The organism is Fictibacillus gelatini DSM 15865, from assembly GCF_000430745.1.
In the GTDB taxonomy this organism is placed as follows: Bacteria; Bacillota; Bacilli; order Bacillales; family Fictibacillaceae; genus Fictibacillus_A; species Fictibacillus_A gelatini.
In genome coordinates this window covers 20,100-42,395 of sequence record NZ_AUMP01000030.1, presented here as the reverse complement: position 1 = coordinate 42,395, position 22,296 = coordinate 20,100, and the positions used below count along the sequence as shown (strand labels likewise).

The window sequence follows — 22,296 nt, the reverse complement described above, 5'->3', positions numbered from 1 at the left end:
CAAAATATATCGATTCATGTTATAATTTGTCTTAGTGAGGTGGAGCCGATATGGGTAAAACGATCGTGGACATAAAACGTGTTTTAGAGTCCAACGTGGGTAAACGACTTTCATTACGTGCAAACGGTGGCCGTCGTAAAACGATTGAACGTCTTGGCACGCTGGAAGAAACGTACCCAGCCGTATTTATTATCAAACTGGATCAGGACACCAATGCTTTTGAACGAGTTTCCTACAGCTATGCAGATGTATTAACGGAAACGGTTGAGTTAACTTTTTTAGATGATACCAACCAGGTGGTTTAAAGGGCAGTAAGAGATTATCTTACTGCTTTTTTTATTGGTTTGAAAAAGATCCTTTCCAAACCACTGCAAGATCAGGAATCGGATATTTCTCCATTTGCCGTTTCCAATTTTACATAACGTTAGCCGCCTGGCTCATACTATATGTATCGCATATTGTGAAGGGGGTTTGCATCATGGGAAGACGAAGAGGCATTATGTCCGAAAAATTCAAAGTTGAATTGGCAAAGGAACTCGGGTTTTATGATACCGTCCAAAAGGAAGGTTGGGGAGGCATACGCGCCAAAGATGCGGGAAACATGGTGAAGCGGGCAATTGAAATTGCTGAGAAAAACCTTGCCCAGAATAAATAATATGCGAGATCCCGGAGCTCTTTATAGCTCCGGTTTTCTTGTTTTTGTTTTTATATGATATGATAGCTTTAGCTTAATTTATAGTAGGGGAAGTTTGCATGAATGAAAAAAAGATATCGGTGAAAGCACCCGCTAAAATTAATCTTTCTCTTGATGTATTGGGAAAGCGTGAGGACGGGTATCATGAAGTAGAAATGGTTATGACAACGGTAGATTTGGCCGACAGGATCGAGCTGACGTTGCTTAAGGAAAATAAGATTGTCATTGAGTCAACGGGTGGGTTTGTCCCTCTTGATGCACGCAATCTTGCTTATCAAGCGGCATCGCTTTTAAAAGAAATGTACAACGTCAAAGAAGGGGTTCTCATACATATTACAAAAAACATCCCGGTCGCAGCAGGCCTTGCTGGAGGGAGCAGTGACGCTGCAGCAACGCTTAAGGGATTAAACGAAATTTGGGGGCTCGGTCTATCCATTGATCAACTTGCAGAACTTGGCGCTAAAATTGGATCCGACGTTTCATTTGCCGTTTATGGAGGAACAGCCATCGCCAGAGGACGAGGAGAAATCATCGAACATATTAAAACACCTCCGGCCTGCTGGGTGCTCCTTGCTAAACCGCCAATCGGCGTGTCGACCGCTGAAGTATATCGAAAGTTAAACGTGAAAAAGATTAAGCATCCGAACGTCAAAAGCATGGTTGACGCGATTAACCGCCAGGATTATAAAGGGATTTGCGACAATCTTGGAAATGTGCTTGAAAGTGTCACATTGCCTAATTACCCGGAAGTTCGGCAAATAAAAGAGCAAATGATGCGCCTGGGAGCAGACGGCGTGCTCATGAGCGGAAGCGGACCGACGGTTTTTGGTTTATTCCAGCATGAATCAAGAGTGAACAGAGTGTATAACGGGCTCAGGGGATTTTGTAATGAAGTGTATGCCGTTCGTTTATTAGGCGACCGGGAGTGAGCCGCGTTTTTAGCTGCAAATGTAAATGCACTATCGAGCTATTGCTTAAAACCGTATAAAAATGGTATATTAACTTCAAATCATTCGGTTTTTTGGAGGGTCGTGATGAAGTTAAAACGAAGCGGCAGAATGGTCGATTTAACAACCTATTTACTGCACCATCCACAGCAATTAATTCCATTAACTTTTTTTGTTGAACGGTATGGGTCGGCAAAGTCGTCCATAAGTGAAGATTTGGCGATTATTAAAGAAAATTTTGAATGGCAAGGGATTGGCACCATCGTAACGATTCCGGGGGCTGCCGGAGGCGTGAAATATATTCCCTCCATGTCCAAAAAAGAAGCGACAACGATTATTCATGAGTTGATTACCTTGCTTGAAGATCCGAGCCGAATTTTGCCTGGCGGCTATTTATATGTTACTGACATCATCGGTAATCCGAGGCTGGTAAACCAAGTCGGGGCTTTGTTTGCCTCCGTTTTTGCGGGCAAGAAAATTGATGTGGTCATGACGATTGCTACAAAAGGGATTCCTTTAGCTTATTCAGTTGCCTCTTTATTGAATGTACCGGTTGTAATTGTAAGAAGCAACAGCAGAGTAACCGAAGGATCAACCGTCAGCATTAATTATGTATCCGGCTCGACAAAGCGAATCCAAACGATGGCTCTGGCAAGGCGAAGCATTCAAAAAGATGCAAATGTGCTCATTATTGACGATTTTATGAAAGCAGGAGGCACCATTAAAGGGATGATTAGCCTTCTTAATGAGTTTCAGGCACATGTAGCGGGTATCGGCGTGCTTGTTGAAGCTGAAGATGTATCCGAACGCCTTGTGGATGATTATGTTTCCATTACCCGTTTGGCGAAAGTAGATGAAAAAGAAAAGCGGATTGAAGTCGAAACGGGAAATTATTTTAATCAATTTGAGGAGGAACAGAAATGAAAAAGGTTGAAACATCTAACGCGCCAGCTGCAATTGGTCCATATTCTCAAGGAATGATCGTTAATAACGTCTTTTACAGTTCAGGGCAAATTCCTTTGAAGCCGGATGGAACGCTCGTAGAAGGAGATATTGTCGCTCAAACCCACCAGGTATTTGCCAATTTAAAAGCGGTATTGGAAGAAGCGGGTTCTTCTTTAGATCAAGTCGTTAAAACAACGGTTTTTATAAAAAATATGGACGACTTTGGGTTAATTAATGATGTGTACGGCCAATATTTCAGTGACCATAAACCGGCCCGCTCCTGCGTAGAAGTGGCAAGACTGCCAAAGGATGTCCAAATCGAAATCGAAGTCATTGCACTTGTAAAATAAAAAAAGAAAAAACACTGTTTTAAACAGTGTTTTTTCTTTTTTGTCCAGCGCAAGCAGCCCGGCCCTTCGAGTTTCGGTCTGCTTCCCTAAGGCGGCAGCCACGAGCATCTACTTCACGAATAAGCTTCGAGTTGTCTCGTGTGCTACAGGCTTCTGTGCTTCTCGTGTAGAAAAAGAGACAGTGAGGATGAGGCGCAAGCAGCTGTCGGGGCTAAGCGGGGTGCTTGCGCTTTTCTTTTTTGCATAATTTTTAAAAAATTTTTTGTTTTGAAGAAGGATTCTGCGATTAAATGGAGAAATGATGTAATACGTTCTTATTTATGGAAAAAGGTGGTGTTTTAAAATGGAAGTGACTGACGTTAGATTACGACGCGTCAATACAGAAGGACGTATGAAAGCAATTGCATCCATTACAATTGATCATGAATTTGTAATTCATGATATTCGGGTGATCGATGGAAACAACGGAATGTTCGTTGCGATGCCAAGCAAAAGGACGCCGGATGGAGAATTTCGTGATATTGCCCACCCCATTACTTCAAGCACACGCGAAAAAATTCAAGATGCGGTGCTAACCGAATATCACCGAATGGGTGAAATTGAATCTGCGTTTGAAGAAGCAGGCGCATCGTAAAAAAATAGAAAATTCATGGAACTCCGTATTTTTTCGGGGTTCTTTTTAGTTTTGTCAAAATTAGACAATAGAATGACAAATCCTTCACACTCCTTGAAAAGCAAGTAATTATAAGATATATTCGTAGTGGAATAAAAGGAGATTACCAAAGTGGAGGTTCATAATGATAAATCGATATGCAGTTGTATTGGCTGCAGGTCAAGGGACAAGAATGAAATCCAGTCTATATAAAGTGCTTCATCCGGTTTGCGGCAAACCGATGGTTCAACATGTCATTGACCAATTAAATGAATTGGAAGTCACCAAAATTGTGACGGTTATTGGACATGGGGCAGAGAAAGTGAAAGAGTCGTTAAGTGGAAACACTACTTTCGTATTGCAAGAGAAGCAGCTTGGAACGGCTCATGCTGTCATGCAAGCAGAAAGCGAAATCGGTTCTTCTGAAGGGCTTACGCTTGTTGTATGCGGGGATTCACCGCTTATTCAGGCGGAAACGATTAGAAAGTTGATGGAAGAACATGAAAAGGCAAAAGCGAAAGTAACCGTTTTAACGGCAAAGGCAGAAGATCCGACCGGTTATGGAAGGATCATTCGGGACGCTATCGGCAATTTAGAACGAATCGTCGAACAAAAAGATGCGAGTGCTGAGGAAAAGGCAGTGCAAGAAATCAATACAGGCGTCTTTTGCTTTGACAATAGAACATTATTTGAGGCTTTGAAAGAAGTTAATAATAATAATGCGCAAGGCGAATATTATTTGCCTGACGTGATCGAGATTATCCGGAAAAAGGGAGAGATTGTAACCGCTTGCCAGGCAGCTTCATTTGAAGAAGCACTTGGTGTGAATGATCGGGTTGCGCTTTCTAAAGCCGAAAGTTTAATGAGAAAACGCATTAACGAAAAACATATGAGAAATGGCGTAACGATCATTGATCCGGATCATACGTATATTTCCGCGGATAGCGTCATTGGACGTGATACGGTCCTTTATCCGGGAACCATTATTTCAGGAAAATCTGAAATAGGCGAGAATAATAGTATTGGACCAAACACAGAAATTAAAGATAGCACGATCGGAAATGGAAATGTCATTCGCCAATCCGTCGTTCATGATAGTACAATCGAGCACTTTGCAACAATTGGGCCATTTGCTCACATTCGTCCGTTATCTACAATTAGTGAAAAAGTGAAAATAGGGAACTTTGTTGAAGTGAAAAAGTCAACAATGGCCAGTGGAAGCAAGGCCTCTCATTTAAGCTATATTGGCGATGCCGAAATCGGAAAAGATGTGAATCTTGGTTGCGGCTCAATTACGGTAAATTATGATGGTGTCAATAAATATAAAACGAAAGTAGAAGACGGTGCCTTTATCGGCTGTAACTCCAATCTTATCGCGCCTGTTACCGTTGGCAAAAATGCCTATGTCGCAGCCGGCTCTACCGTGACAAACGACGTTCCCGATGAGTCGCTGGCAATTGCCCGCGCAAGGCAAACGACAAAGGAAAATTATGCTGTAAAATTAAAAGAAAAACAACAAGAACGTTAAATGGTTTATTTTAAATTTTTTAATTCACGGAAGGAATGGATGTAAATGGCAACCTATAATGACCCTAAATTAAAGGTCTTCTCACTCAATTCAAATCCCGAATTAGCTCAAGGGATTGCAGATCATATCGGAATCGAACTCGGCAAATGTTCAGTTACTCGATTTAGCGACGGTGAAGTTCAAATCAACATTGAGGAAAGTATTCGCGGTTGTGAAGTATATGTCATTCAATCAACAAGCAACCCGGTAAATGAACATTTAATGGAGCTATTAATTATGATTGATGCGCTAAAACGCGCTTCAGCAAACACCATTAATGTTGTAATGCCGTATTATGGGTATGCGCGTCAAGACCGAAAAGCACGCGCCCGTGAGCCAATTACAGCCAAACTGGTTGCAAACTTATTAGAAACAGCAGGGGCGACGCGCGTCATCGCGATTGACTTGCATGCTACGCAAATTCAAGGGTTTTTTGACATCCCGGTGGATCAATTATTAGGTGTCCCCATTTTATCCGATTACTTTAAAAGCAAAGATTTAGAGGATATTGTCATTGTTTCACCGGATCACGGCGGTGTAACCCGTGCACGGAAAATGGCGGATCGCTTGAAAGCACCGATCGCTATCATTGATAAGCGGCGTCCACGTCCAAACGTCGCTGAAGTGATGAACATTGTCGGTAATATTGAAGGAAAAACGGCGATTATTATCGATGATATTATTGATACGGCTGGTACAATTACGCTTGCGGCGAATGCATTGGTTGAAAACGGTGCGAAAGAAGTTTATGCGTGTTGTACACATCCGGTACTATCAGGACCTGCAATGGAACGCATTCAAAATTCAAAGATTAAAGAACTAGTTGTAACCAATACGATCGTTCTCCCAGAAGAAAAACGAATCGAAAAAGTGAGCCAACTTTCGGTCGCGCCACTATTAGGAGAAGCCATTATTCGCGTTCATGAACAGCTTTCCGTGTCTAAGCTTTTTGATTAAATGAATGAAATCACCCTTCCAAAAATGGGTTTGAAACTTCCTGAAAACGGGTAAAGTGAAAGAGAGACTCTTATTTTAGGAAGGGTGAAAGTATTTATGGCAACAACATTAAATGCGATTAATCGAAACCACTTTAAACGGTCGTACAAGCATAGGCTTCGGGAGGAAGGAAATGTTCCATCTGTTTTATATGGAAATGGGACAGACCCGCGAAATCTTGCGGTTCAAGAAGTAGAGTTTATTAAAGTCCTTCGTGAAGTTGGAAAAAACGGCATTATCTCGTTAAAGACGGAAGATAATGAAACGTTTAATGTAATGGTTCAGGATATGCAAAAAGATTCATTAAAAGACTCGCTCACCCATATTGACTTTCTTGTCGTTGATTTAAAGAAGAAAATTGAGGCTGATGTTCCGGTACATGTAACCGGAGAATCTCCAGGTGTTAAAGAAGGCGGCGTGTTGCAGCGTGTTCTTCATACGGTCAAAGTGAAGGCATTGCCTAACGAGCTGCCAGAACAGATTGACGTTCATATCGACCAATTAATGATTGGCGACTCTCTCGTTGTAAATGATCTCCCGCAATCGGCTTCTTATGAAATTCTTAATGATGAAAATGAAGTCGTCTTAACCGTTTTGCCTCCGACCGTTCCTGAAACGAACGAGGCTGAACAAGATGGAGATGATAAGGCCGGAAAAGCCATAGATGCTGAAGACAAAGAACCATCCGCTTAAATAAATTGTGGAAAACGCAAGCCACTTGAGCTTGCGTTTTTTTCGCATTTATGTGGATATGATGTATAATAAAGTGATACTAGTAGCGACACTAAAAGGTGAGGATCAAATTGAAATTGTTTGTAGGTCTAGGTAATCCTGGAAGGGAATTTGAAAAAACCCGTCATAACATTGGGTTTATGGTGATAGATGAGTTGTCAAAAAAATTCAATATCCCATTAAATCAATCGAAACATAAAGGCCTCTACGGATCGGGTATTGTTAACGGTGAAAAGGTCTATTTATTAAAGCCGCTCACCTATATGAATTTATCCGGGGAATCCGTGCGCCCGTTTCTTGATTATTTTTCGATACCGATTGAAGACTTTGTCGTTATCTATGATGACCTTGATACGGCGGTTGGAAAGCTTCGCCTGCGAACAAAAGGGAGTGCAGGTGGCCATAATGGCATTAAATCCATCATAGCCCACTTAGGCACACAGGAATTTAATCGCATTCGTTTTGGAATTGACCGGCCTAAAAATGGTGAGCCTGTAGCGAAGTATGTGTTAAGTAAGTTTCTTCCTGAAGAAGTGGAAGTCATCGAATCGTCCATTGAACGGGCGCTAGAAGCTTGTTCTCTTATGTTAACGGAATCATTTGACAGAGTGATGAATAAATTTAATGGCTAAGACAATATACGTTTAAACAGTTATGCCCGTATATGGAGCCTTCGTTCTGCTCATACTAACAATAGGTGCGTAAAGAACGAAGGAGGCTGTTCGAATGGCAATACATTATACGTGCAAGCATTGTAAACATCGAATTGGAACGTTAAATGATGTAGAGTTAACGTCACAACAGTTAGGCTTTCACGAGCTGACACATGAAGAACGCCAGGAGATGATCGTGTATGATAATAAAGGGGATATTCATGTGAAAACAGTTTGTGAAGACTGTCAGGAAGCGCTTGATCGAAATCCGGATTATTATGCATTACATTCATTTATTCAATAAAGGAAATTTGCTTTGGTGACCAACCAAGGCCTTTTTCTATGTTTGTACTTTTGGTTAGATCCATTAAGGGGAGGTTAAAATGCAAGGTTTAAAGCACTATTTCAGCAAGGGGGAAGATTTTCGTGCTGTTTTAACAGGGCTCGACGAAGGTTTAAATGAACAGCTTGTTGCTGGACTTTCCGGTTCTGCACGTACGCTATTAATCGCCTCACTCTATGAACATACAAATCAACCCCAGCTTGTTATCACCCATAATTTGTATCAAGCTCAGAAACTATATGATGATTTATGCAGCCTACTTCCTGAAAATGAAGTTTATCTTTATCCGGTCAATGATGTCATTTCATCGGAAATGGCCATCGCCAGTCCTGAATTAAAAGGGCAGCGGCTTGAAGTTTTAAATTTTTTATTAAATACGAAAAAAGGAGTCATTATTGCCCCGGTAGCGGGTGTACGCCGCTATTTGCCGCCGGTTGACCGATGGGAAAAAAGTCAGCTGGCGTTTTCAATCGGGATGGAGGTTGACTTAGACCATGTACTCAAGACACTAGTAGCTATTGGCTATGACCGTGTCGGCATGGTGTCGAGCCCGGGTGAATTTAGCGTGCGCGGGGGCATTATTGATATTTATCCATTAACGGAAAAACTTCCTGTGCGGATTGAATTATTTGATACAGAAGTAGATTCTATTCGTTATTTCGAAGCGGATACGCAGCGCTCGGAGGAAAAAATAACGGAAATTACAATTGGACCGGCGGAAGAACTTCTTTTATATGAAGAAGAGTTTGCCAGAGGTGTCGGCAAGATAGAAGACGGCCTTGCCAACACGTTGAAGAAGATCAATGATAAAAAAGTAAAAGAGTTGCTCATCGAGCGAATTAAGGCAGAAATCGACCAATTAAAAGAAAAACAAAGCTTTCAAGGTATATACAAGTATATTTCACTTTTTTACGAAAAACCGGCTACTCTACTAAACTACCTTTCGAATAATGCCATCGTCATCATGGATGAAGTTGGCCGTATTCAAGAGATGTTTAGTCAGCTTGAAAAAGAAGAAGCGGAATGGCATACGACCCTCCTTTCTCAAGGGGAAATTTTAGCAGACATCCGTCTGGCTCCCGATCTATTAATACCGGGGGGGAAAATTCCATTCCCAATTATTTATCTCTCTCTATTTTTACGCCATATTCCGCATACACACCCGCAAAATATAGTAAATGTCGAATGTAAGGGAATGCAAAATTTCCATGGACAGCTTCATGTATTAAAAGGTGAACTGGAACGTTGGAAAAAAGGGGATTATTCGGTAGTTTTTCTCGCTGCAGATAAGGAGCGTGCGGATCGTTTAGAAAGAGTGCTTGCGGATTACGACATGACAGCAAATCTGGTCAGCGGGCAAACGGAATTGCGGCCGAAAGTCAATCATATTATGATCGGCGAGCTGGCAAGCGGATTTGAATCGACAAAGCAAAAACTTGTCGTCATAACGGAAGAGGAAGTTTTTACAAAGAAAGCGAAAAGACGCCCAACGAAACAAAAAATGTCGAATGCCGAACGGATCAAAAGCTATTCCGAGCTGAAGGTTGGCGATTACGTTGTTCATGTCAATCACGGCATCGGGAAATACCTTGGGATTGAAACACTTGAAATTAACGGCGTCCATAAAGACTATTTGAATATTCAATATGCAGGCAATGACAAGCTGTATGTTCCTGTAGAACAAATCGACCAGGTACAAAAATTTGTCGGCTCTGAGGCAAAAGATCCGAAAATTTATGCGCTTGGCGGAAGTGATTGGAAAAAGGTAAAAAGCCGGGTGAAGTCATCGGTTCAAGACATTGCAGATGACTTGATTAAACTATATGCAGAACGTGAAGCGAGCGTTGGCTATGCCTTTTCAAAAGACGGGGCCGAACAGCAAGAATTTGAAGCGTCCTTCCCTTATCAGGAAACGGAGGACCAACTGCGTACGATCAATGAGATTAAAGAAGATATGGAACGGCCACGTCCGATGGATCGTTTGCTTTGCGGCGATGTCGGTTATGGAAAGACTGAAGTTGCCATTCGCGCCGCTTTTAAAGCCGTCATGGATGGAAAGCAAGTTGCTTTTTTAGTGCCGACGACCATTTTAGCGCAACAGCATTATGAAACATTCCGCGGGCGGTTTGCCGACTTTCCGGTGACGATCGGTTCGTTAAGCCGTTTCCGAACGAGAAAAGAGCAAAATGAAGTGATTAAAGGACTGAAAAACGGTACAGTCGACATTGTCATCGGAACCCATCGATTGTTATCAAAAGATGTGCAATATAATGACCTCGGTCTTTTAATTATTGATGAAGAACAGCGATTTGGGGTTTCCCACAAAGAGAAAATTAAGCGATTAAAAGCAAATGTCGATGTTTTAACGTTAACAGCGACGCCTATTCCGAGAACGCTCCATATGTCGATGCTTGGCGTTCGCGATTTGTCAGTGATTGAAACGCCACCGGAAAACCGCTTTCCGATTCAAACCTATGTTGTCGAATATAATGCTTCATTAGTCCGGGAAGCGATCGAGCGTGAACTTTCCAGAGGCGGTCAAGTATACTTCCTTTATAATCGGGTCGAGACGATCGAGCGAATGGCCGAACAAATCTCAACACTCATCCCTGATATTCGGGTTGCCTATGCCCATGGGCAAATGACGGAGAATGAGCTTGAATCGGTCATGCTTGAGTTTTTAGAAGGCAATTTCGATGTTCTTGTCTCAACGACGATCATTGAAACAGGTGTCGATATTCCGAATGTAAATACACTAATTGTCTATGATGCAGACAAAATGGGCTTATCCCAGCTTTATCAGCTCAGGGGGCGTGTAGGGCGCTCAAACCGCGTCGCTTATGCTTACTTTACGTATCAACGGGATAAAGTACTAACAGAAGTAGCGGAAAAGCGGCTACAGGCCATAAAAGAATTTACCGAGCTTGGATCCGGCTTTAAAATCGCCATGCGTGATTTATCGATCCGCGGGGCAGGAAACATCCTTGGTGCGCAGCAACACGGATTTATCGATTCTGTTGGTTTTGACTTATACTCGCAAATGCTTCAAGAGGCCATTAATGAGCGTAAAGGCTTGAAAAAAGAAGAACAGGATGAACCAATTGAAATTAATATTGAAGTTGATGCGTATATTCCTTCAAGCTATATCGAAGACAGCAAGCAAAAAATCGATATGTACAAACAATTTAAAGCTGTGCGTTCCCTCCAAGACGTCGATGAGCTTCATGATGAATTAATCGACCGTTTCGGGGAATATCCAGAAGAAGTGGAATGTCTCTTGCTTATTGCGACCATTAAAGAACTTGCGAAGCAGGAAGGCGTCGTCTCGATTGGGCAAAAGGGCGATGTGATTACGATGTTGCTTTCAAAAGAAGCGACAACAAAGGTTGATGGCGCCAAACTGTTTGATGTCGTCAATAAAATTGGCCGTTTTATTAATCTAGGCATGGAACAGGATCAATTGAAAGTCGTTCTGACGAAAAAACGGATTTCAGATAAAGAGCTTCTAAAGGCAATGGAACAGGTCTTGAGAAAATTGAAATCGGTAAAAAAAGAAAAAGCTAAGGTTGCGTCAATAAAAGCCGAAAAATAACGAATGGGCTTCCCGGGCAAAAGCAATTTCTTTCGTGTATAGAACTGATGATGTAACAAATAATAATTTCAGGGGAATGGAACAATCTACAAAAGAAGGTTTCATTATCGTCTTCATCCAGAGTTTACATCATTAGAAAGCGAGGACATTATGCATGAAAGCAACGGGTATTGTTCGCCGCATCGACGATCTCGGTCGTGTAGTTATTCCGAAAGAAATCCGCAGAACACTCCGTATTCGTGAAGGGGATCCACTGGAAATATTTGTAGATCGCGATGGAGAAGTCATTTTAAAGAAGTATTCGCCGATCAATGAACTCGGCGACTTTGCGAAAGAATATGCGGAATCTTTAGCTGACAGCTCCGGCTGCCTTGTTCTTATCGCTGACCGTGATTCATTTATTGCGGTTGCCGGGGGGCCAAAGAAGGATTACTTAAACCGGGGCGTTGGCCGAATGGTCGAAACGTCGATGAGCGAACGAAAAACAATGATGGATTCATCCATTAGTGAAATCGAAATCGTAGAAAACTTAAGGGAATCCTATTCGTATGTGATCGCTCCAATTGTCGCAAGCGGCGATCCAATCGGAGCGGTTCTCCTTCTGGCAAAGGAAGGAAAGAAAACGGGCGAAATTGAGCAAAAACTTGCCGAAACAGCCGCCGGTTTCCTTGCACGCCAAATGGAGCAATAAAGAAGGAAGCAAACGCTCCCTTCTTTTTTTTATTCTTAACATTGTTCAAAGAAGAACGGAATCACGATTATGCTATAATACGATGGAAATACTATTGATGATCATGTGGAGAAGTTACTATGAATAATGTGTCTAATGGAATGTGGCGGGGCGCCTTTTTGTTAACGGTTAGCATGTTAATTGTTAAAGTATTAAGCGTCGTTTACCGGGTTCCTTATCAAAACATTACAGGCGATGTCGGTTTTTATGTCTATCAACAAGTCTATCCGTTATACGGCATTGCTGTTACGTTTTCATTCATCGGATTTCCAGGAGCATTGTCACGATTCATTTCAGAAAAACGGGGAACAGGCCGAGCAGATGAAATTAAGCCCATTTTACAAACGGCGCTAAAGACCTTTTTTCTTCTTGGCCTTTTAGCCTTTTTTGTTCTTTTTTTCGGTGCAGCACAAATCGCCCGCTTAATGGGGGACGAAAGACTAACAGCGCCGATACGAACGGCTTCTTTTCTTTTTCTTATCATTCCGTTTGCATCGGTCATCCGGGGGCTTTTTCAAGGATTTGAAAGGATGCAGCCAACAGCCGTTTCACAAGTGATCGAACAGGTCATTCGCGTGTCAAGCATTCTTGGAATTTCGTGGTGGCTGACCTCAATTGGTAAAACTATTTATACAGTCGGCAGTGGCGCAGTCGCGGGCTCTGTAATAGGAGCGATAGGCGGTCTCGTTAGTTTACTTCTATTTAGGCGAAAAACCGATTTCCCGTTCCATTCGCTTCTTTTACCAGGCGAGTTCGCACTTAAAATGGCGCTGGAACTAATCAAAGCTGGAATCGCTTTTTCGGTAAGTTCTCTTTTGTTTGTTATTTTTCAGCTTGCGGATTCTTTTTTATTTATTAATCTATTAGTTAAACACGGGGTATTACTAAGTAATGCCAGAGTGATGAAAGGGATATTTGACCGTGGGCAACCGCTGTTGCAACTAGGAACTGTTTTTGCCACCTCCTTATCGTTAGCCATTGTGCCTGTTATAGGGATGGCCCGCGCCAGGCAGGATGTGGAGAAAATACGACAGTTGTGTGGCTTTTCTTTAAAAATGGCTTTTCTTCTCGGGGGAGCTGCGTCAGTAGGTCTTGCGATCATTATGGAACCAACGAATCGGATGTTGTTTGAAAATGCAGCCGGATCCCGTGAGATCGCCATGCTATGCCTTTCGGTTGTATTTGCGTCCCTTATCATGACATCGACAGGACTTTTGCAAGGACTTGGATTTAGTTTCATTCCCGCTTGTTTCGTCTTAGCAGGCTTTTTCGTCAAAGCTGCTTTCGACATTCTCTTCATGCCCCACTTTTTTATAATGGGTGCAAGTATGGCGACGGTGGCGGCATCACTTGTTGTTGCTGCTCTCAATCTTTTATATCTCGAACGGAAAATCCATTTTTTCTCGAAAACTAGATTTTATAGCATTCGGATTTGCGGTGTGATGATCATAATGGCAGCTGTCACGTTTTTCTTTAAAGAAGGGTTAACCGCTCTTCTTGGGACAGGCCGAATGATGTCGGCAGCAATAGCCGTTAGTTCATCGCTTGTTGGCGGTATTGTTTTTATTCTTTTACTTTTAAAATTCCACGTGTTTTCCGAAGATGAACTGGAGCATATTCCGAACGTCCATAAACTCCGTCTGCTTTTTCAGCGGTGGAGAGAAAGAAGGAGTTAATCATGGCAAAGAAAATAACAGTATTAGGATTAGGAGCAGGCGGATTAGAACAAATGACGATCGGAGTTTACCGGCTGCTAAAAAGTGGACGGGAAGTTTTTGCCCGGACTAAAGACCATCCCGTTGTTGAAGAATTGCTGGCTGAAGGAATTAACATGGTCTTTTTTGACGAAGTCTATGAAAAGCATGAGCAATTTGCGGACGTTTATCGCGAAATTGCCGACACCCTTTTCAAAAATGCGGAAGCAGAAGATATTGTCTATGCAGTGCCGGGCCATCCGCTCGTCGCCGAACAAACCGTTCAACTATTGCTCAATGAAGCGGATCATCATGGAGTAGAAATCAATGTTGCTGGCGGGAAAAGCTTTCTTGACGAAATGTATGCCGCTTTAAAAATCGATCCGATTGAAGGATGCCAGATCGTGGATGGCACCAGTTTAAAAAAGGAAGAACTGCAAATTCGCCATCATCTGATCATTGTACAGGTGTATGACGCATTCATTGCATCAGAGGTAAAGCTGACATTAATGGAAAAGTATCCGGATGATTATGAGGTCGTTGTTCTCACCGCGGCTGGCAGCCAGAATGAAAAAATAGAGCGGGTTCCGCTGTTTGAGCTTGATCATTGCGCCGAATTAAGCAATTTGACCGCCGTTTACGTTCCTCCTGTTCAGGATGAAAAGTTGCTTTACCGGGATTTTGACTATTTGCGGGGAATTATTGCTGAATTAAGAGGCCCGAATGGCTGCCCGTGGGATAAAAAGCAAACCCATGCGTCGTTAAAAAAGTATTTGCTTGAAGAAGCGTACGAAGTGCTGGAGGCGATTGATGAAGAAGATGATGACCATCTCGTTGAAGAGCTTGGTGACGTTCTTTTGCAAGTGCTCCTTCATGCCCAAATTGGAGAGGATGAAGGCTTTTTCTCCATCCATGATGTCATCTTTTCGTTAACTGAAAAAATGATCCGCCGGCATCCGCACGTATTTGGCGAGACAAGCGCCAAAACGGCCGATGAAGTCGTACAAAATTGGGAGGCCATTAAACGTCAGGAAAAAGGAAATGATCAGAGAAAATCTATTCTTGATGGTGTACCGAAAGCAAGTCCGGCGCTATATAAAGCATTGGCCTATCAGAAGAAAGCAGCGAAAGTCGGTTTTGATTGGGATGCGATCGAGCCGATTATCGAAAAGTTAAATGAAGAATTTGCTGAATGGAAAGCGGCGCCGAATCATGATGAACAAAAGAAAGAATTCGGTGATTTGTTGTTTACAATGGTCAACCTGGCGCGCTTTTACAAAATTGATCCGGAAGAGGCGCTTGAGCTGACCAATCGCAAGTTTTATCGGCGTTTTCAGTACATTGAAGAAGCGCTTCAAAACGAAGGGCTGTCAATGGAAGAAGTGGACTTGAAAAAAATGGATCAACTTTGGGAGAAGGCAAAACAATTTTTTTGATTCTTGAAGGATTCTGTTTTTTAATAGAGAATAGTTTCACGAGAATGAATGGAAACCCTTCATTTTAAAAGGATTCATTCGAAATTTTTGGTGAAAGAAAAAGGAGGTTTTAAGGCTATGAACAAAAATGAACTCGTATCGAATATTGCTGAGAAATCAGGACTGACGAAAAAGGATGTAGAGCTAGTCATTAATGGATTAATTGATGAAGTGACAGATGCGCTTAAAAGCGGCCAGAAGGTTCAATTTGTTGGGTTTGGCACATTTGAAACGCGTGAACGTTCCAGCCGGACAGGGCGCAACCCGCAAACGGGAGAAGAAATTACCATTCCGGCAGCAACAGTTCCAGCCTTTCGTCCTGGCAACAAGTTAAAGGAAGCAGTTAAGTAAGATGAGACTGGATAAATTTCTGAAAGTTTCCCGCCTGATTAAACGGAGAACGGTGGCGAAGGAAATTTCAGATCAGGGCCGAATTGCGATTAATGGCAATCAGGCGAAAGCCTCTTCTATTCTTAAGATAGGGGATGAGCTGTCGATAAGGTTCGGTCAAAAGCTTGTTACTGTCCGGGTTGATGAGCTAAAAGAAACAACGCGTAAAGAAGATGCCGACAAAATGTATACCATCATCAGAGAACAATCCATTGAAAAAGAACCTGCAGAATAGGTTCTTTTTTTGTGCTTTCTTCTAAAGTTGCTTCTTGCAACTTTGTTCTAAAGTTGTCCCTTTTTTCATAAACATAAACCGAGAAGAGGGGGATTATCATGAACCAATTTTATGACTATGGATCATTAAATAAAAACTCTGTTCCAGAGCATGATGTGAAAATGTATGGACGCAAGAAACTTGAAATTACGGGTGTAAAGCAAGTTGAAAGCTTTGATAATGAAGAATTTTTACTAGAGACGACGATGGGTTTTTTAGCGATACGCGGAACCGATTTGAAAATGAGGAATTTGGATGTCGAAGCAGGCCATGTTTCCATTGAAGGGAAAGTATTTGATCTCGTTTACCTGGATCAGCAAAGCGGTGAAAAATCCAAAGGGTTTTTTAGCAAACTGTTCAAATGACGCTCACTATCCAATTTCAAACCATGCTTTCTATGGTCGGCATGGGTATTTGGTTAGGGATGGCCATCGATACGTATGGCCGTTTTGTTCATGAAAAACGGAAATGGAACTGGCTCCATTTTATAAATGATATTTTTTTCTGGGTTCTGCAAGGGTTAATCGTCTTTTACGTCCTGCTCCACGTCAATCATGCGGAGATCCGTTTTTACATTTTCGTTGCTCTTCTTTGTGGCTTTAGTGCGTATAAGGCATTATTTCAAAATGTTTATAAACGGCTATTGGAAACCGTTATATCCATGATCATCACTCTTTATCGGTTTGTGGCAAAAATGGTGTCAGCCTTTCTTATACGTCCGGTTAAGTGGTTGATTATGCTCATCATCGCTCTTTTACTTTCGGTGGCTAAAGTAACATGGAAAATCCTTTTATTTATTTTAAAACTACTTGCTTCTCCGTTTAAATGGCTTGGTTTATTGATTTGGCGTTTCATTCCGAAACAAAAATGGTATAATGTAAAAGAAAAATGGCTGAAAAAAGCAGGGATTCTTATTTCTCTGAAGAATAAAGTCAAAAACTGGTTTCGGAAATAGAGACGAGGAGGGCAGGTATGAGTCAACTGAACAAGAAACGGAACATTACTGAATTAAACTCCAGCTATGTGAAGGAACATCATCTTCTGAAGCGAAAAGAAGCGAAAAGAAAGAGAGGGTTAATTCGCAGGCTCACGCTTTTTGCGATTGTTGCTCTTGTTTTTGCCTTTGTGATCATATCCACTATTTCCAGGCAAACGGCTGCCATTGAAGAAAAGGAACAACAACAAAAGCAGTTGGAAGGTAAATTGCAACATTTAAAAGGTAAAAAGGCACAATTAAAGGATAAAGTGCATAAACTGAATGACCCTGATTACATTTTGGAAATCGCGAGGCGTGATTTATTCATGACAGAAAAAGGCGAGACGCTTTTTAACATTCATGGGTCTTCGTCCGATTGACATTCTTTTTTCCCCCCATGTATAATAGAATTACATTTAATTACTTAAGGAGGAGCATTTTCTTCATGTCAATTGAAGTAGGCAGCAAGTTGCAAGGTAAGGTTACAGGGATTACTCATTTTGGGGCGTTTGTTGAACTTCCAGGAGGAACAACCGGACTTGTGCACATTAGTGAAGTTGCAGATAATTATGTAAAGGACATAAATGAATTTCTTAAAGTCGGTGACGAAGTCGAAGTGAAAGTCATGAACATCGAAAAAGATGGGAAGATTGGCTTATCGATTAAAAAGGCAAAAGACAGACCGGCCCCTTCACCAAGAAATGGAGGTTCTGGATTTAATAAGCCGAAGAAAGGATCTCACCGTGGAGGCGGGTACAGTGCCATGTCCTTTGAAGATAAAATGAGTAAATTCTTGAAAGATAGTGAAGACCGGCTTGCAACATTAAAACGCCAGACGGAATCTAAACGAGGCGGTCGCGGCGCTCGGCGTGGCTAATTGCTGCTTACGAGAATGCTCAAGACGCACTTTCAGCTACTTTCAGCATCCTTTTTCGGGTGCTTTTTTTATTTTGAAAAAGATTTTAAAAATTATGCGGAAAAAAATTTCGAAATTGGGTTGACAGCTTTTTTGTTATCTTGTATTATACTGTTTGTGTCGTTAACGTGGCGGTGTAGCTCAGCTGGCTAGAGCGTACGGTTCATACCCGTGAGGTCGGGGGTTCGATTCCCTCCGCCGCTACTTTCTAGAAGTTAGAAATGAGAAGTGGGAAGTTAGACTGAATGTCTTTCTTCGATGAAAAATAAAAAATTCCAACCTCTAACATCCGACATCCAACACCTAAAATGGCCCGTTGGTCAAGCGGTTAAGACACCGCCCTTTCACGGCGGTAACACGGGTTCGAATCCCGTACGGGTCACCATACATAAAAGTTCACCCCTATTTTTCTTTTTAAGAAAAATAGGGGTTTTTTCATAACTATTTTCATGTAGGCCGTTAAAATTATCGCGTTTTTGGGAAAATGAAACATACGATCGCGTAAATTATCTGATGGTATTTTGTAATTTTCCCAAATTTATCTCTACCATTTTATGTTATACTTTTAGTTGGAATTGAAATTTATGGAATTGAAGTTAGCTGAAAATGAGAAAAGTAGAAGGGGGATATGAAATGGCGAAAAATCAAATCAGTGAACATTACATGGCTAATTTATTGAACAAATGGTATTTACATATGCGGTCACACGAGGTAGAACAAGCGGAAAATGTAAAAAAAGAAATTGATGAAAAACTGCCGAATATGGAAGAAAATCAGGATTTATTATTATATTATTCTTTATTGGATTTTCGTCATAAAATTATGACGAAAAACTTCGCTGAGGATGACATCCTTTTAGGAAAAGTTGAACCTTTTAAGGAAAATATGAATCATATCCTTACTTACTATTTTTATTTTTTTCAAGGAATGTACTATTGGAAAACTGGAAAATATAACGATGCTTTAACTCAATATCAATTGGCGGAAAAAGAACTGGGACATGTACCAGATGAATTTGAAAAAGCAGAATTCCATTATCGTGTAGGTTTTGTTTATTATGATATAAGAAAAAACATTTTATCGATAGATCATGTTAGAAAAGCGCAAAATATATTCGGTCAAGATGAGGCTTACATACGAAAATATGCAGATTGTGAAAATTTGTTAGGTATTAATTGCATTGCATTAAAACATTATGAAGAAGCTGAGGAACATCTTCTTACTGCGTTAGACTATGCAGTAAAGAGTAATGATCAAGAACTAGTACTCCACGTAAAATATAATTTAGGATACCTTTATTCGGAACAAAACTTATCAGAAGTTGCAATCAACCGTTTAGTTGAAGTAAAGGAATATAATTTTAACAGCTGCAAAACAAATTTTTTGTTAGCGAGAGAATACTTTAAAACAAATCAGAATGAACAAGCATTGTTTTTACTTGAAGAAGGTATAAAGTCTTGTCATAATTTAAAAAATACTGAATACCTTCACCATTTGAGTATTTTAAAAGCTTTTTATTCCCCAGAATTAGAAACATCTCAAGTAGAATCAGTTGTCCAAGAAGCGAATGTATATTTCAAAAAAGAAGGTTTATGGTATTTTATACAAGAATATGCCGAACGGCTAGCAAAAAGGTTTTATGAAGAGCAAAATTATGAAAAATCCAGTTATTACTTTAATTTAAGTTATGAAACAAAGGAAACGATTTTTGAATTGGAGGCGTTAAAATGAAGAAACAGATCAAATTAATGTTAAGCATTTTTGCGGTTTTTGCAATTTTGGGAACTACACATTATTCTCAAAAATCTGACCAGATAGCACAAGCAAATTTGAAGGTTTCGACACTGTTCGTCGATGACCATGGAAGCGGAAGGTAAGAATAAATTTAAGTCTGTCCATTAAAAATGTATACGACTTCATTAAGATTAACCGGGGTTTTCATCTCCGGTTTTTTAACTTTAAAGACCAATGCGAAAGGGTCAAGCAATGAATGAAATTAAAGTCGTTTACGGAGATATTGATGAGGCTTTATCTCGTTTAAAATCAGCAGTCCCGTCCGAACAGCCTTCATTTCCTTCTGTAAAAGAAGGAAGCAATGTCCTGGATGTGATAACAAAATTAAAGAGTGTGAATGAATCATTACGTAAAATCATTCAATCGTATCAAACGTTACTGCTGGAAAATGAAAAGGCATCGGAGAAGGCTGTCCAGTCAATCCATGAAGCGGAAGAAAAACTAGCTTCATCGGCAAAAGAAAAGAGGTGATAAATTCATGAAGGTATTGGACGTCAAAGCGTTTACTGAATCAATTAGTGACACCGAGAAGTATTTGGAATCATTGAGCGAACAAATCAAACAGACAAAAGATGCGATAAAAGGGATCATTTCTCTCGAAGACTCGCTTAAGGGGAAAGCCGGGCAGGCGATCCGCTCATTCTACCAGGAGTGCCACCTTTCGTTTTTGCTATATTTTGAATCGTTCATTGAAGATTATAAAGCGATATTAAATTCGATCAAAACCCAATTGAAAAATTTTGAGCCTGATCCAAACGGTTTCATTAGCGAGAGTTTTTTAGACGATGATGTAAAGAGCGGACTTAACAAAATAGAGAGAACAACGATCAGCATTGTCAATGAAGCGAATGAGGCGATGAAAAAAGTCCTTGATATTATTGACCTGCCGGATCTGGATGAAACGGAAGTTGTCGAGAGTATCTGGAAAGCGAAACGACACAGCAAAAATACAATCGAACAGCTTTATGCTTTTGATAAAGCACAAACTTCCGCACTTGAAACAGTTGAAAAAGACCTCGCTGTGATGGTGAACTATATCAAACAGATCGATTCGGCCATTAGAACTGGTGAAGTGGGGATTTCAAACTACTCCGTGAAACAAATTACATCTTATGATACGTATAATGAATTAATAGCAAACCTTGCCCAAAAGACCAATCCTTATGAAAATTCATATAGACGCCCGGACGTTGACGAGCAATTAGAGGCGGCTTCGTACATAGAAAATATTCAAGATAGAGACTTAACGAAAGAAGAATATGAAACTCTTGAAGACAAAAAAGTTTTAACAGTTCCGGTTATTGATGTTTACTCAGAATTCCATGGCGATTATCATATATATGCAAATGGAATAATTGTTAGAGATTATTACGATAACCATTTCAAAAGAAAGTTTGAGATTGTGGATGAGATTCCGGAGCAAAGAGTGGAAACCGGACGAATTTTAGACTCTCCATTTGAGGGCACCCCGTTAGAAATTTTAGATTATGTCACGCTTGGAACCCTTATAAAGAAAGGTGCGACTCACTTAGCAAAAGATGTTGCAAAGGGATTAGGCAAAAAGATAGAAAAAAAGTATGCAAGTAAAGTGGTAGAAAAAAACACAAAAATTATTTATCCTAACAAACCGCATACGAATAAAACACCCGGTCATTGGGAAGCAATGGTCGAAAAAGCGGAAGAATTAGCTAAACGTGAAGATGTCAGAAGAGTTTATTTAAACAAAGGGCTCTCTAATGAAATACCAGGAATTAAACCCAATCGGCGACCTGATATAATGGTTGTTAGAAAAGACGGAAAAATTGATCAGTATGAAGTTCCTAGTAAATCAGATAACATTGAAGATTTACTTGAACGTATGGAAGACAATAAAAGACTTTTAGGTGATGCTGCAGGGGATATATTTATATTACCAATAAAAAAATAAAGGAGGTCTATTGATGGCTGAAAAATCAACTACTTCAATTGTATTATACGGTGATATTGATTCTTCAGATTCCATAACATGGTTAGAGTTTTATAATTATTCTTTGGAATTTGCGGAATCCATTGGTTTTACTCCAAATTACCTTGGGATTTCTGGGGAATCATTTAAAAGTGGTAAAATTTCCACGATAAAACGAACGCAAAAAAGGCTTCTTACTTCTCTTGAGCAAAATGAAAGCATTTCATCCATATCTATTTATAGTCTTCCAGAAAATTTTGAGGTAGCTGCTTTTGATTATAATGTTTATATTTGTAGAACCAATCGACTACAGTATCCTCATATAATTATTACATTACAAAGTGAAATTTTTGAAAAAATTGATCATAAAGTGTTGGTCGATAAGTTAAAGCAGTTTATTGCTTTTAAATCGGGTCAAATATTCAAACTTTCTAACTTAGAAAGCCCCCAAATCTATGCGTCAAAAGCTAATTCGTTAGAAACGTTTAAAACATTAGAAGTTATTTCGGACTTTTGAATGAAACACCCTTGAATGGTATGAAGCCCATCAAGGGTTATTTAATGGATTTATCGTTTCTTGCGGTTTTTCTGAGGAATCCGTCGAGAAGTTTTTCTATGCCGCTCTGTTGTT

26 protein-coding genes and 2 tRNA genes are annotated in these 22,296 nt (G+C 40.5%); all 28 read left to right on the top strand.

From position 1 onward, the window contains the following. Positions 1-50 precede the first annotated feature (50 nt). The 28 genes from veg to H538_RS0113695 all read left to right on the top strand — a co-directional run bounded on the left by veg (position 51) and on the right by H538_RS0113695 (position 22,182). Entirely contained in the window at positions 51-305 is a 255-nt protein-coding gene (veg, locus tag H538_RS0113835) for a biofilm formation stimulator Veg (RefSeq protein WP_026678122.1), read from the top strand. Positions 306-478: 173 nt separating this feature from the next. Beyond that, positions 479-655, top strand: a complete 177-nt coding sequence (locus tag H538_RS0113830) for a small, acid-soluble spore protein, alpha/beta type (protein WP_026678121.1) — start codon at positions 479-481, stop codon at positions 653-655. 98 nt (positions 656-753) lie between these two features. After that, positions 754-1,623 carry a 4-(cytidine 5'-diphospho)-2-C-methyl-D-erythritol kinase gene (gene ispE, locus H538_RS0113825; protein WP_026678120.1) on the top strand — a complete coding sequence of 290 codons (870 nt, stop codon included), beginning with the start codon at positions 754-756 and terminating at the stop codon, positions 1,621-1,623. Positions 1,624-1,728: 105 nt separating this feature from the next. After that, positions 1,729-2,565, top strand: coding sequence for a pur operon repressor (purR, locus tag H538_RS0113820; protein ID WP_026678119.1), 837 nt, complete (start codon positions 1,729-1,731; stop codon positions 2,563-2,565). Then, on the top strand, positions 2,562-2,936 hold the full coding sequence (locus tag H538_RS0113815) for a RidA family protein (RefSeq protein ID WP_026678118.1): 375 nt from the start codon (positions 2,562-2,564) through the stop codon (positions 2,934-2,936). The genes purR and H538_RS0113815 overlap by 4 nt, the downstream gene beginning before the upstream one ends. Positions 2,937-3,279: 343 nt before the next feature. Beyond that, positions 3,280-3,570, top strand: coding sequence for a septation regulator SpoVG (spoVG, locus tag H538_RS0113810; RefSeq protein ID WP_026678117.1), 291 nt, complete (start codon positions 3,280-3,282; stop codon positions 3,568-3,570). Between the two features lie 163 nt (positions 3,571-3,733). Then, the gene (glmU, locus tag H538_RS0113805) at positions 3,734-5,116 is read left to right on the top strand and encodes a bifunctional UDP-N-acetylglucosamine diphosphorylase/glucosamine-1-phosphate N-acetyltransferase GlmU (protein ID WP_026678116.1); all 1,383 of its coding nucleotides are present in this window, start codon (positions 3,734-3,736) and stop codon (positions 5,114-5,116) included. Positions 5,117-5,161: 45 nt separating this feature from the next. Then, positions 5,162-6,112, top strand: a complete 951-nt coding sequence (locus H538_RS0113800) for a ribose-phosphate diphosphokinase (protein ID WP_026678115.1) — start codon at positions 5,162-5,164, stop codon at positions 6,110-6,112. A gap of 96 nt (positions 6,113-6,208) precedes the next feature. Continuing rightward, on the top strand, positions 6,209-6,844 hold the full coding sequence (locus H538_RS0113795) for a 50S ribosomal protein L25/general stress protein Ctc (protein WP_026678114.1): 636 nt from the start codon (positions 6,209-6,211) through the stop codon (positions 6,842-6,844). A gap of 110 nt (positions 6,845-6,954) precedes the next feature. Continuing rightward, positions 6,955-7,515, top strand: a complete 561-nt coding sequence (gene pth, locus H538_RS0113790) for an aminoacyl-tRNA hydrolase (RefSeq protein WP_026678113.1) — start codon at positions 6,955-6,957, stop codon at positions 7,513-7,515. Positions 7,516-7,609: 94 nt separating this feature from the next. Beyond that, positions 7,610-7,840, top strand: a complete 231-nt coding sequence (gene fin, locus H538_RS0113785; protein ID WP_026678112.1) for an anti-sigma-F factor Fin — start codon at positions 7,610-7,612, stop codon at positions 7,838-7,840. Positions 7,841-7,919: 79 nt separating this feature from the next. Then, entirely contained in the window at positions 7,920-11,471 is a 3,552-nt protein-coding gene (gene mfd / locus H538_RS0113780) for a transcription-repair coupling factor (RefSeq protein WP_026678111.1), read from the top strand. 154 nt (positions 11,472-11,625) lie between these two features. After that, positions 11,626-12,162: a stage V sporulation protein T gene (gene spoVT / locus H538_RS0113770; RefSeq protein ID WP_026678110.1), complete on the top strand. Its 537-nt coding sequence runs from the start codon at positions 11,626-11,628 to the stop codon at positions 12,160-12,162. Between the two features lie 119 nt (positions 12,163-12,281). Continuing rightward, on the top strand, positions 12,282-13,877 hold the full coding sequence (locus H538_RS0113765) for a putative polysaccharide biosynthesis protein (protein ID WP_026678109.1): 1,596 nt from the start codon (positions 12,282-12,284) through the stop codon (positions 13,875-13,877). A gap of 2 nt (positions 13,878-13,879) precedes the next feature. After that, positions 13,880-15,331: a bifunctional methyltransferase/pyrophosphohydrolase YabN gene (gene yabN, locus H538_RS0113760; RefSeq protein WP_026678108.1), complete on the top strand. Its 1,452-nt coding sequence runs from the start codon at positions 13,880-13,882 to the stop codon at positions 15,329-15,331. A 117-nt stretch (positions 15,332-15,448) separates the two neighbouring features. Further along, complete coding sequence (locus H538_RS0113755) at positions 15,449-15,721, top strand: HU family DNA-binding protein (RefSeq protein WP_026678107.1); 273 nt, start codon at positions 15,449-15,451, stop codon at positions 15,719-15,721. Position 15,722: 1 nt separating this feature from the next. After that, the gene (locus tag H538_RS0113750) at positions 15,723-15,995 is read left to right on the top strand and encodes an RNA-binding S4 domain-containing protein (RefSeq protein ID WP_026678106.1); all 273 of its coding nucleotides are present in this window, start codon (positions 15,723-15,725) and stop codon (positions 15,993-15,995) included. Positions 15,996-16,093: 98 nt separating this feature from the next. Next, a complete protein-coding gene (gene yabP / locus H538_RS0113745; protein ID WP_026678105.1) occupies positions 16,094-16,399 on the top strand; it encodes a sporulation protein YabP in 306 nt (101 codons plus the stop codon). Next, complete coding sequence (yabQ, locus tag H538_RS0113740) at positions 16,396-16,989, top strand: spore cortex biosynthesis protein YabQ (protein WP_026678104.1); 594 nt, start codon at positions 16,396-16,398, stop codon at positions 16,987-16,989. The genes yabP and yabQ overlap by 4 nt, the downstream gene beginning before the upstream one ends. Positions 16,990-17,006: 17 nt before the next feature. Further along, positions 17,007-17,390, top strand: coding sequence for an FtsB family cell division protein (locus H538_RS0113735; RefSeq protein ID WP_026678103.1), 384 nt, complete (start codon positions 17,007-17,009; stop codon positions 17,388-17,390). A 65-nt stretch (positions 17,391-17,455) separates the two neighbouring features. Continuing rightward, positions 17,456-17,887, top strand: coding sequence for a S1 domain-containing RNA-binding protein (locus tag H538_RS0113730; protein ID WP_026678102.1), 432 nt, complete (start codon positions 17,456-17,458; stop codon positions 17,885-17,887). Positions 17,888-18,056: 169 nt separating this feature from the next. Beyond that, a tRNA-Met gene (locus H538_RS0113725) sits at positions 18,057-18,130 on the top strand. Between the two features lie 106 nt (positions 18,131-18,236). Continuing rightward, positions 18,237-18,311, top strand: a tRNA-Glu gene (locus H538_RS0113720). 248 nt (positions 18,312-18,559) lie between these two features. After that, complete coding sequence (locus H538_RS0113715; RefSeq protein ID WP_035350911.1) at positions 18,560-19,657, top strand: response regulator aspartate phosphatase; 1,098 nt, start codon at positions 18,560-18,562, stop codon at positions 19,655-19,657. After that, positions 19,654-19,803: a hypothetical protein gene (locus tag H538_RS26140; protein ID WP_154657979.1), complete on the top strand. Its 150-nt coding sequence runs from the start codon at positions 19,654-19,656 to the stop codon at positions 19,801-19,803. The genes H538_RS0113715 and H538_RS26140 overlap by 4 nt, the downstream gene beginning before the upstream one ends. A 109-nt stretch (positions 19,804-19,912) precedes the next feature. Next, positions 19,913-20,191: a YwqI/YxiC family protein gene (locus H538_RS0113705; RefSeq protein WP_026678100.1), complete on the top strand. Its 279-nt coding sequence runs from the start codon at positions 19,913-19,915 to the stop codon at positions 20,189-20,191. Positions 20,192-20,198: 7 nt separating this feature from the next. Further along, the gene (locus H538_RS25105) at positions 20,199-21,647 is read left to right on the top strand and encodes a ribonuclease YeeF family protein (RefSeq protein ID WP_051291483.1); all 1,449 of its coding nucleotides are present in this window, start codon (positions 20,199-20,201) and stop codon (positions 21,645-21,647) included. 13 nt (positions 21,648-21,660) lie between these two features. Beyond that, a complete protein-coding gene (locus H538_RS0113695) occupies positions 21,661-22,182 on the top strand; it encodes a hypothetical protein (RefSeq protein WP_026678099.1) in 522 nt (173 codons plus the stop codon). Positions 22,183-22,296 lie beyond the last annotated feature (114 nt).

Bases quoted from the DNA above. Each gene is read 5' to 3' on its own strand.
- yabQ (WP_026678104.1), top strand. From the start codon at position 16,396: ATGACGCTCACTATCCAATTTCAAACCATGCTTTCTATGGTCGGCATG.
- H538_RS26140 (WP_154657979.1), top strand. From the start codon at position 19,654: ATGAAGAAACAGATCAAATTAATGTTAAGCATTTTTGCGGTTTTTGCA.
- ispE (WP_026678120.1), top strand. From the start codon at position 754: ATGAATGAAAAAAAGATATCGGTGAAAGCACCCGCTAAAATTAATCTT.
- H538_RS0113815 (WP_026678118.1), top strand. From the start codon at position 2,562: ATGAAAAAGGTTGAAACATCTAACGCGCCAGCTGCAATTGGTCCATAT.
- H538_RS0113750 (WP_026678106.1), top strand. From the start codon at position 15,723: ATGAGACTGGATAAATTTCTGAAAGTTTCCCGCCTGATTAAACGGAGA.
- H538_RS0113705 (WP_026678100.1), top strand. From the start codon at position 19,913: ATGAATGAAATTAAAGTCGTTTACGGAGATATTGATGAGGCTTTATCT.
- H538_RS0113730 (WP_026678102.1), top strand. From the start codon at position 17,456: ATGTCAATTGAAGTAGGCAGCAAGTTGCAAGGTAAGGTTACAGGGATT.
- veg (WP_026678122.1), top strand. From the start codon at position 51: ATGGGTAAAACGATCGTGGACATAAAACGTGTTTTAGAGTCCAACGTG.
- H538_RS0113735 (WP_026678103.1), top strand. From the start codon at position 17,007: ATGAGTCAACTGAACAAGAAACGGAACATTACTGAATTAAACTCCAGC.
- H538_RS0113755 (WP_026678107.1), top strand. From the start codon at position 15,449: ATGAACAAAAATGAACTCGTATCGAATATTGCTGAGAAATCAGGACTG.
- purR (WP_026678119.1), top strand. From the start codon at position 1,729: ATGAAGTTAAAACGAAGCGGCAGAATGGTCGATTTAACAACCTATTTA.
- H538_RS0113765 (WP_026678109.1), top strand. From the start codon at position 12,282: ATGAATAATGTGTCTAATGGAATGTGGCGGGGCGCCTTTTTGTTAACG.
- H538_RS25105 (WP_051291483.1), top strand. From the start codon at position 20,199: ATGAAGGTATTGGACGTCAAAGCGTTTACTGAATCAATTAGTGACACC.
- H538_RS0113800 (WP_026678115.1), top strand. From the start codon at position 5,162: ATGGCAACCTATAATGACCCTAAATTAAAGGTCTTCTCACTCAATTCA.
- glmU (WP_026678116.1), top strand. From the start codon at position 3,734: ATGATAAATCGATATGCAGTTGTATTGGCTGCAGGTCAAGGGACAAGA.
- H538_RS0113830 (WP_026678121.1), top strand. From the start codon at position 479: ATGGGAAGACGAAGAGGCATTATGTCCGAAAAATTCAAAGTTGAATTG.
- H538_RS0113795 (WP_026678114.1), top strand. From the start codon at position 6,209: ATGGCAACAACATTAAATGCGATTAATCGAAACCACTTTAAACGGTCG.
- yabP (WP_026678105.1), top strand. From the start codon at position 16,094: ATGAACCAATTTTATGACTATGGATCATTAAATAAAAACTCTGTTCCA.
- H538_RS0113695 (WP_026678099.1), top strand. From the start codon at position 21,661: ATGGCTGAAAAATCAACTACTTCAATTGTATTATACGGTGATATTGAT.
- spoVG (WP_026678117.1), top strand. From the start codon at position 3,280: ATGGAAGTGACTGACGTTAGATTACGACGCGTCAATACAGAAGGACGT.
- H538_RS0113715 (WP_035350911.1), top strand. From the start codon at position 18,560: ATGGCGAAAAATCAAATCAGTGAACATTACATGGCTAATTTATTGAAC.
- mfd (WP_026678111.1), top strand. From the start codon at position 7,920: ATGCAAGGTTTAAAGCACTATTTCAGCAAGGGGGAAGATTTTCGTGCT.
- spoVT (WP_026678110.1), top strand. From the start codon at position 11,626: ATGAAAGCAACGGGTATTGTTCGCCGCATCGACGATCTCGGTCGTGTA.
- yabN (WP_026678108.1), top strand. From the start codon at position 13,880: ATGGCAAAGAAAATAACAGTATTAGGATTAGGAGCAGGCGGATTAGAA.
- fin (WP_026678112.1), top strand. From the start codon at position 7,610: ATGGCAATACATTATACGTGCAAGCATTGTAAACATCGAATTGGAACG.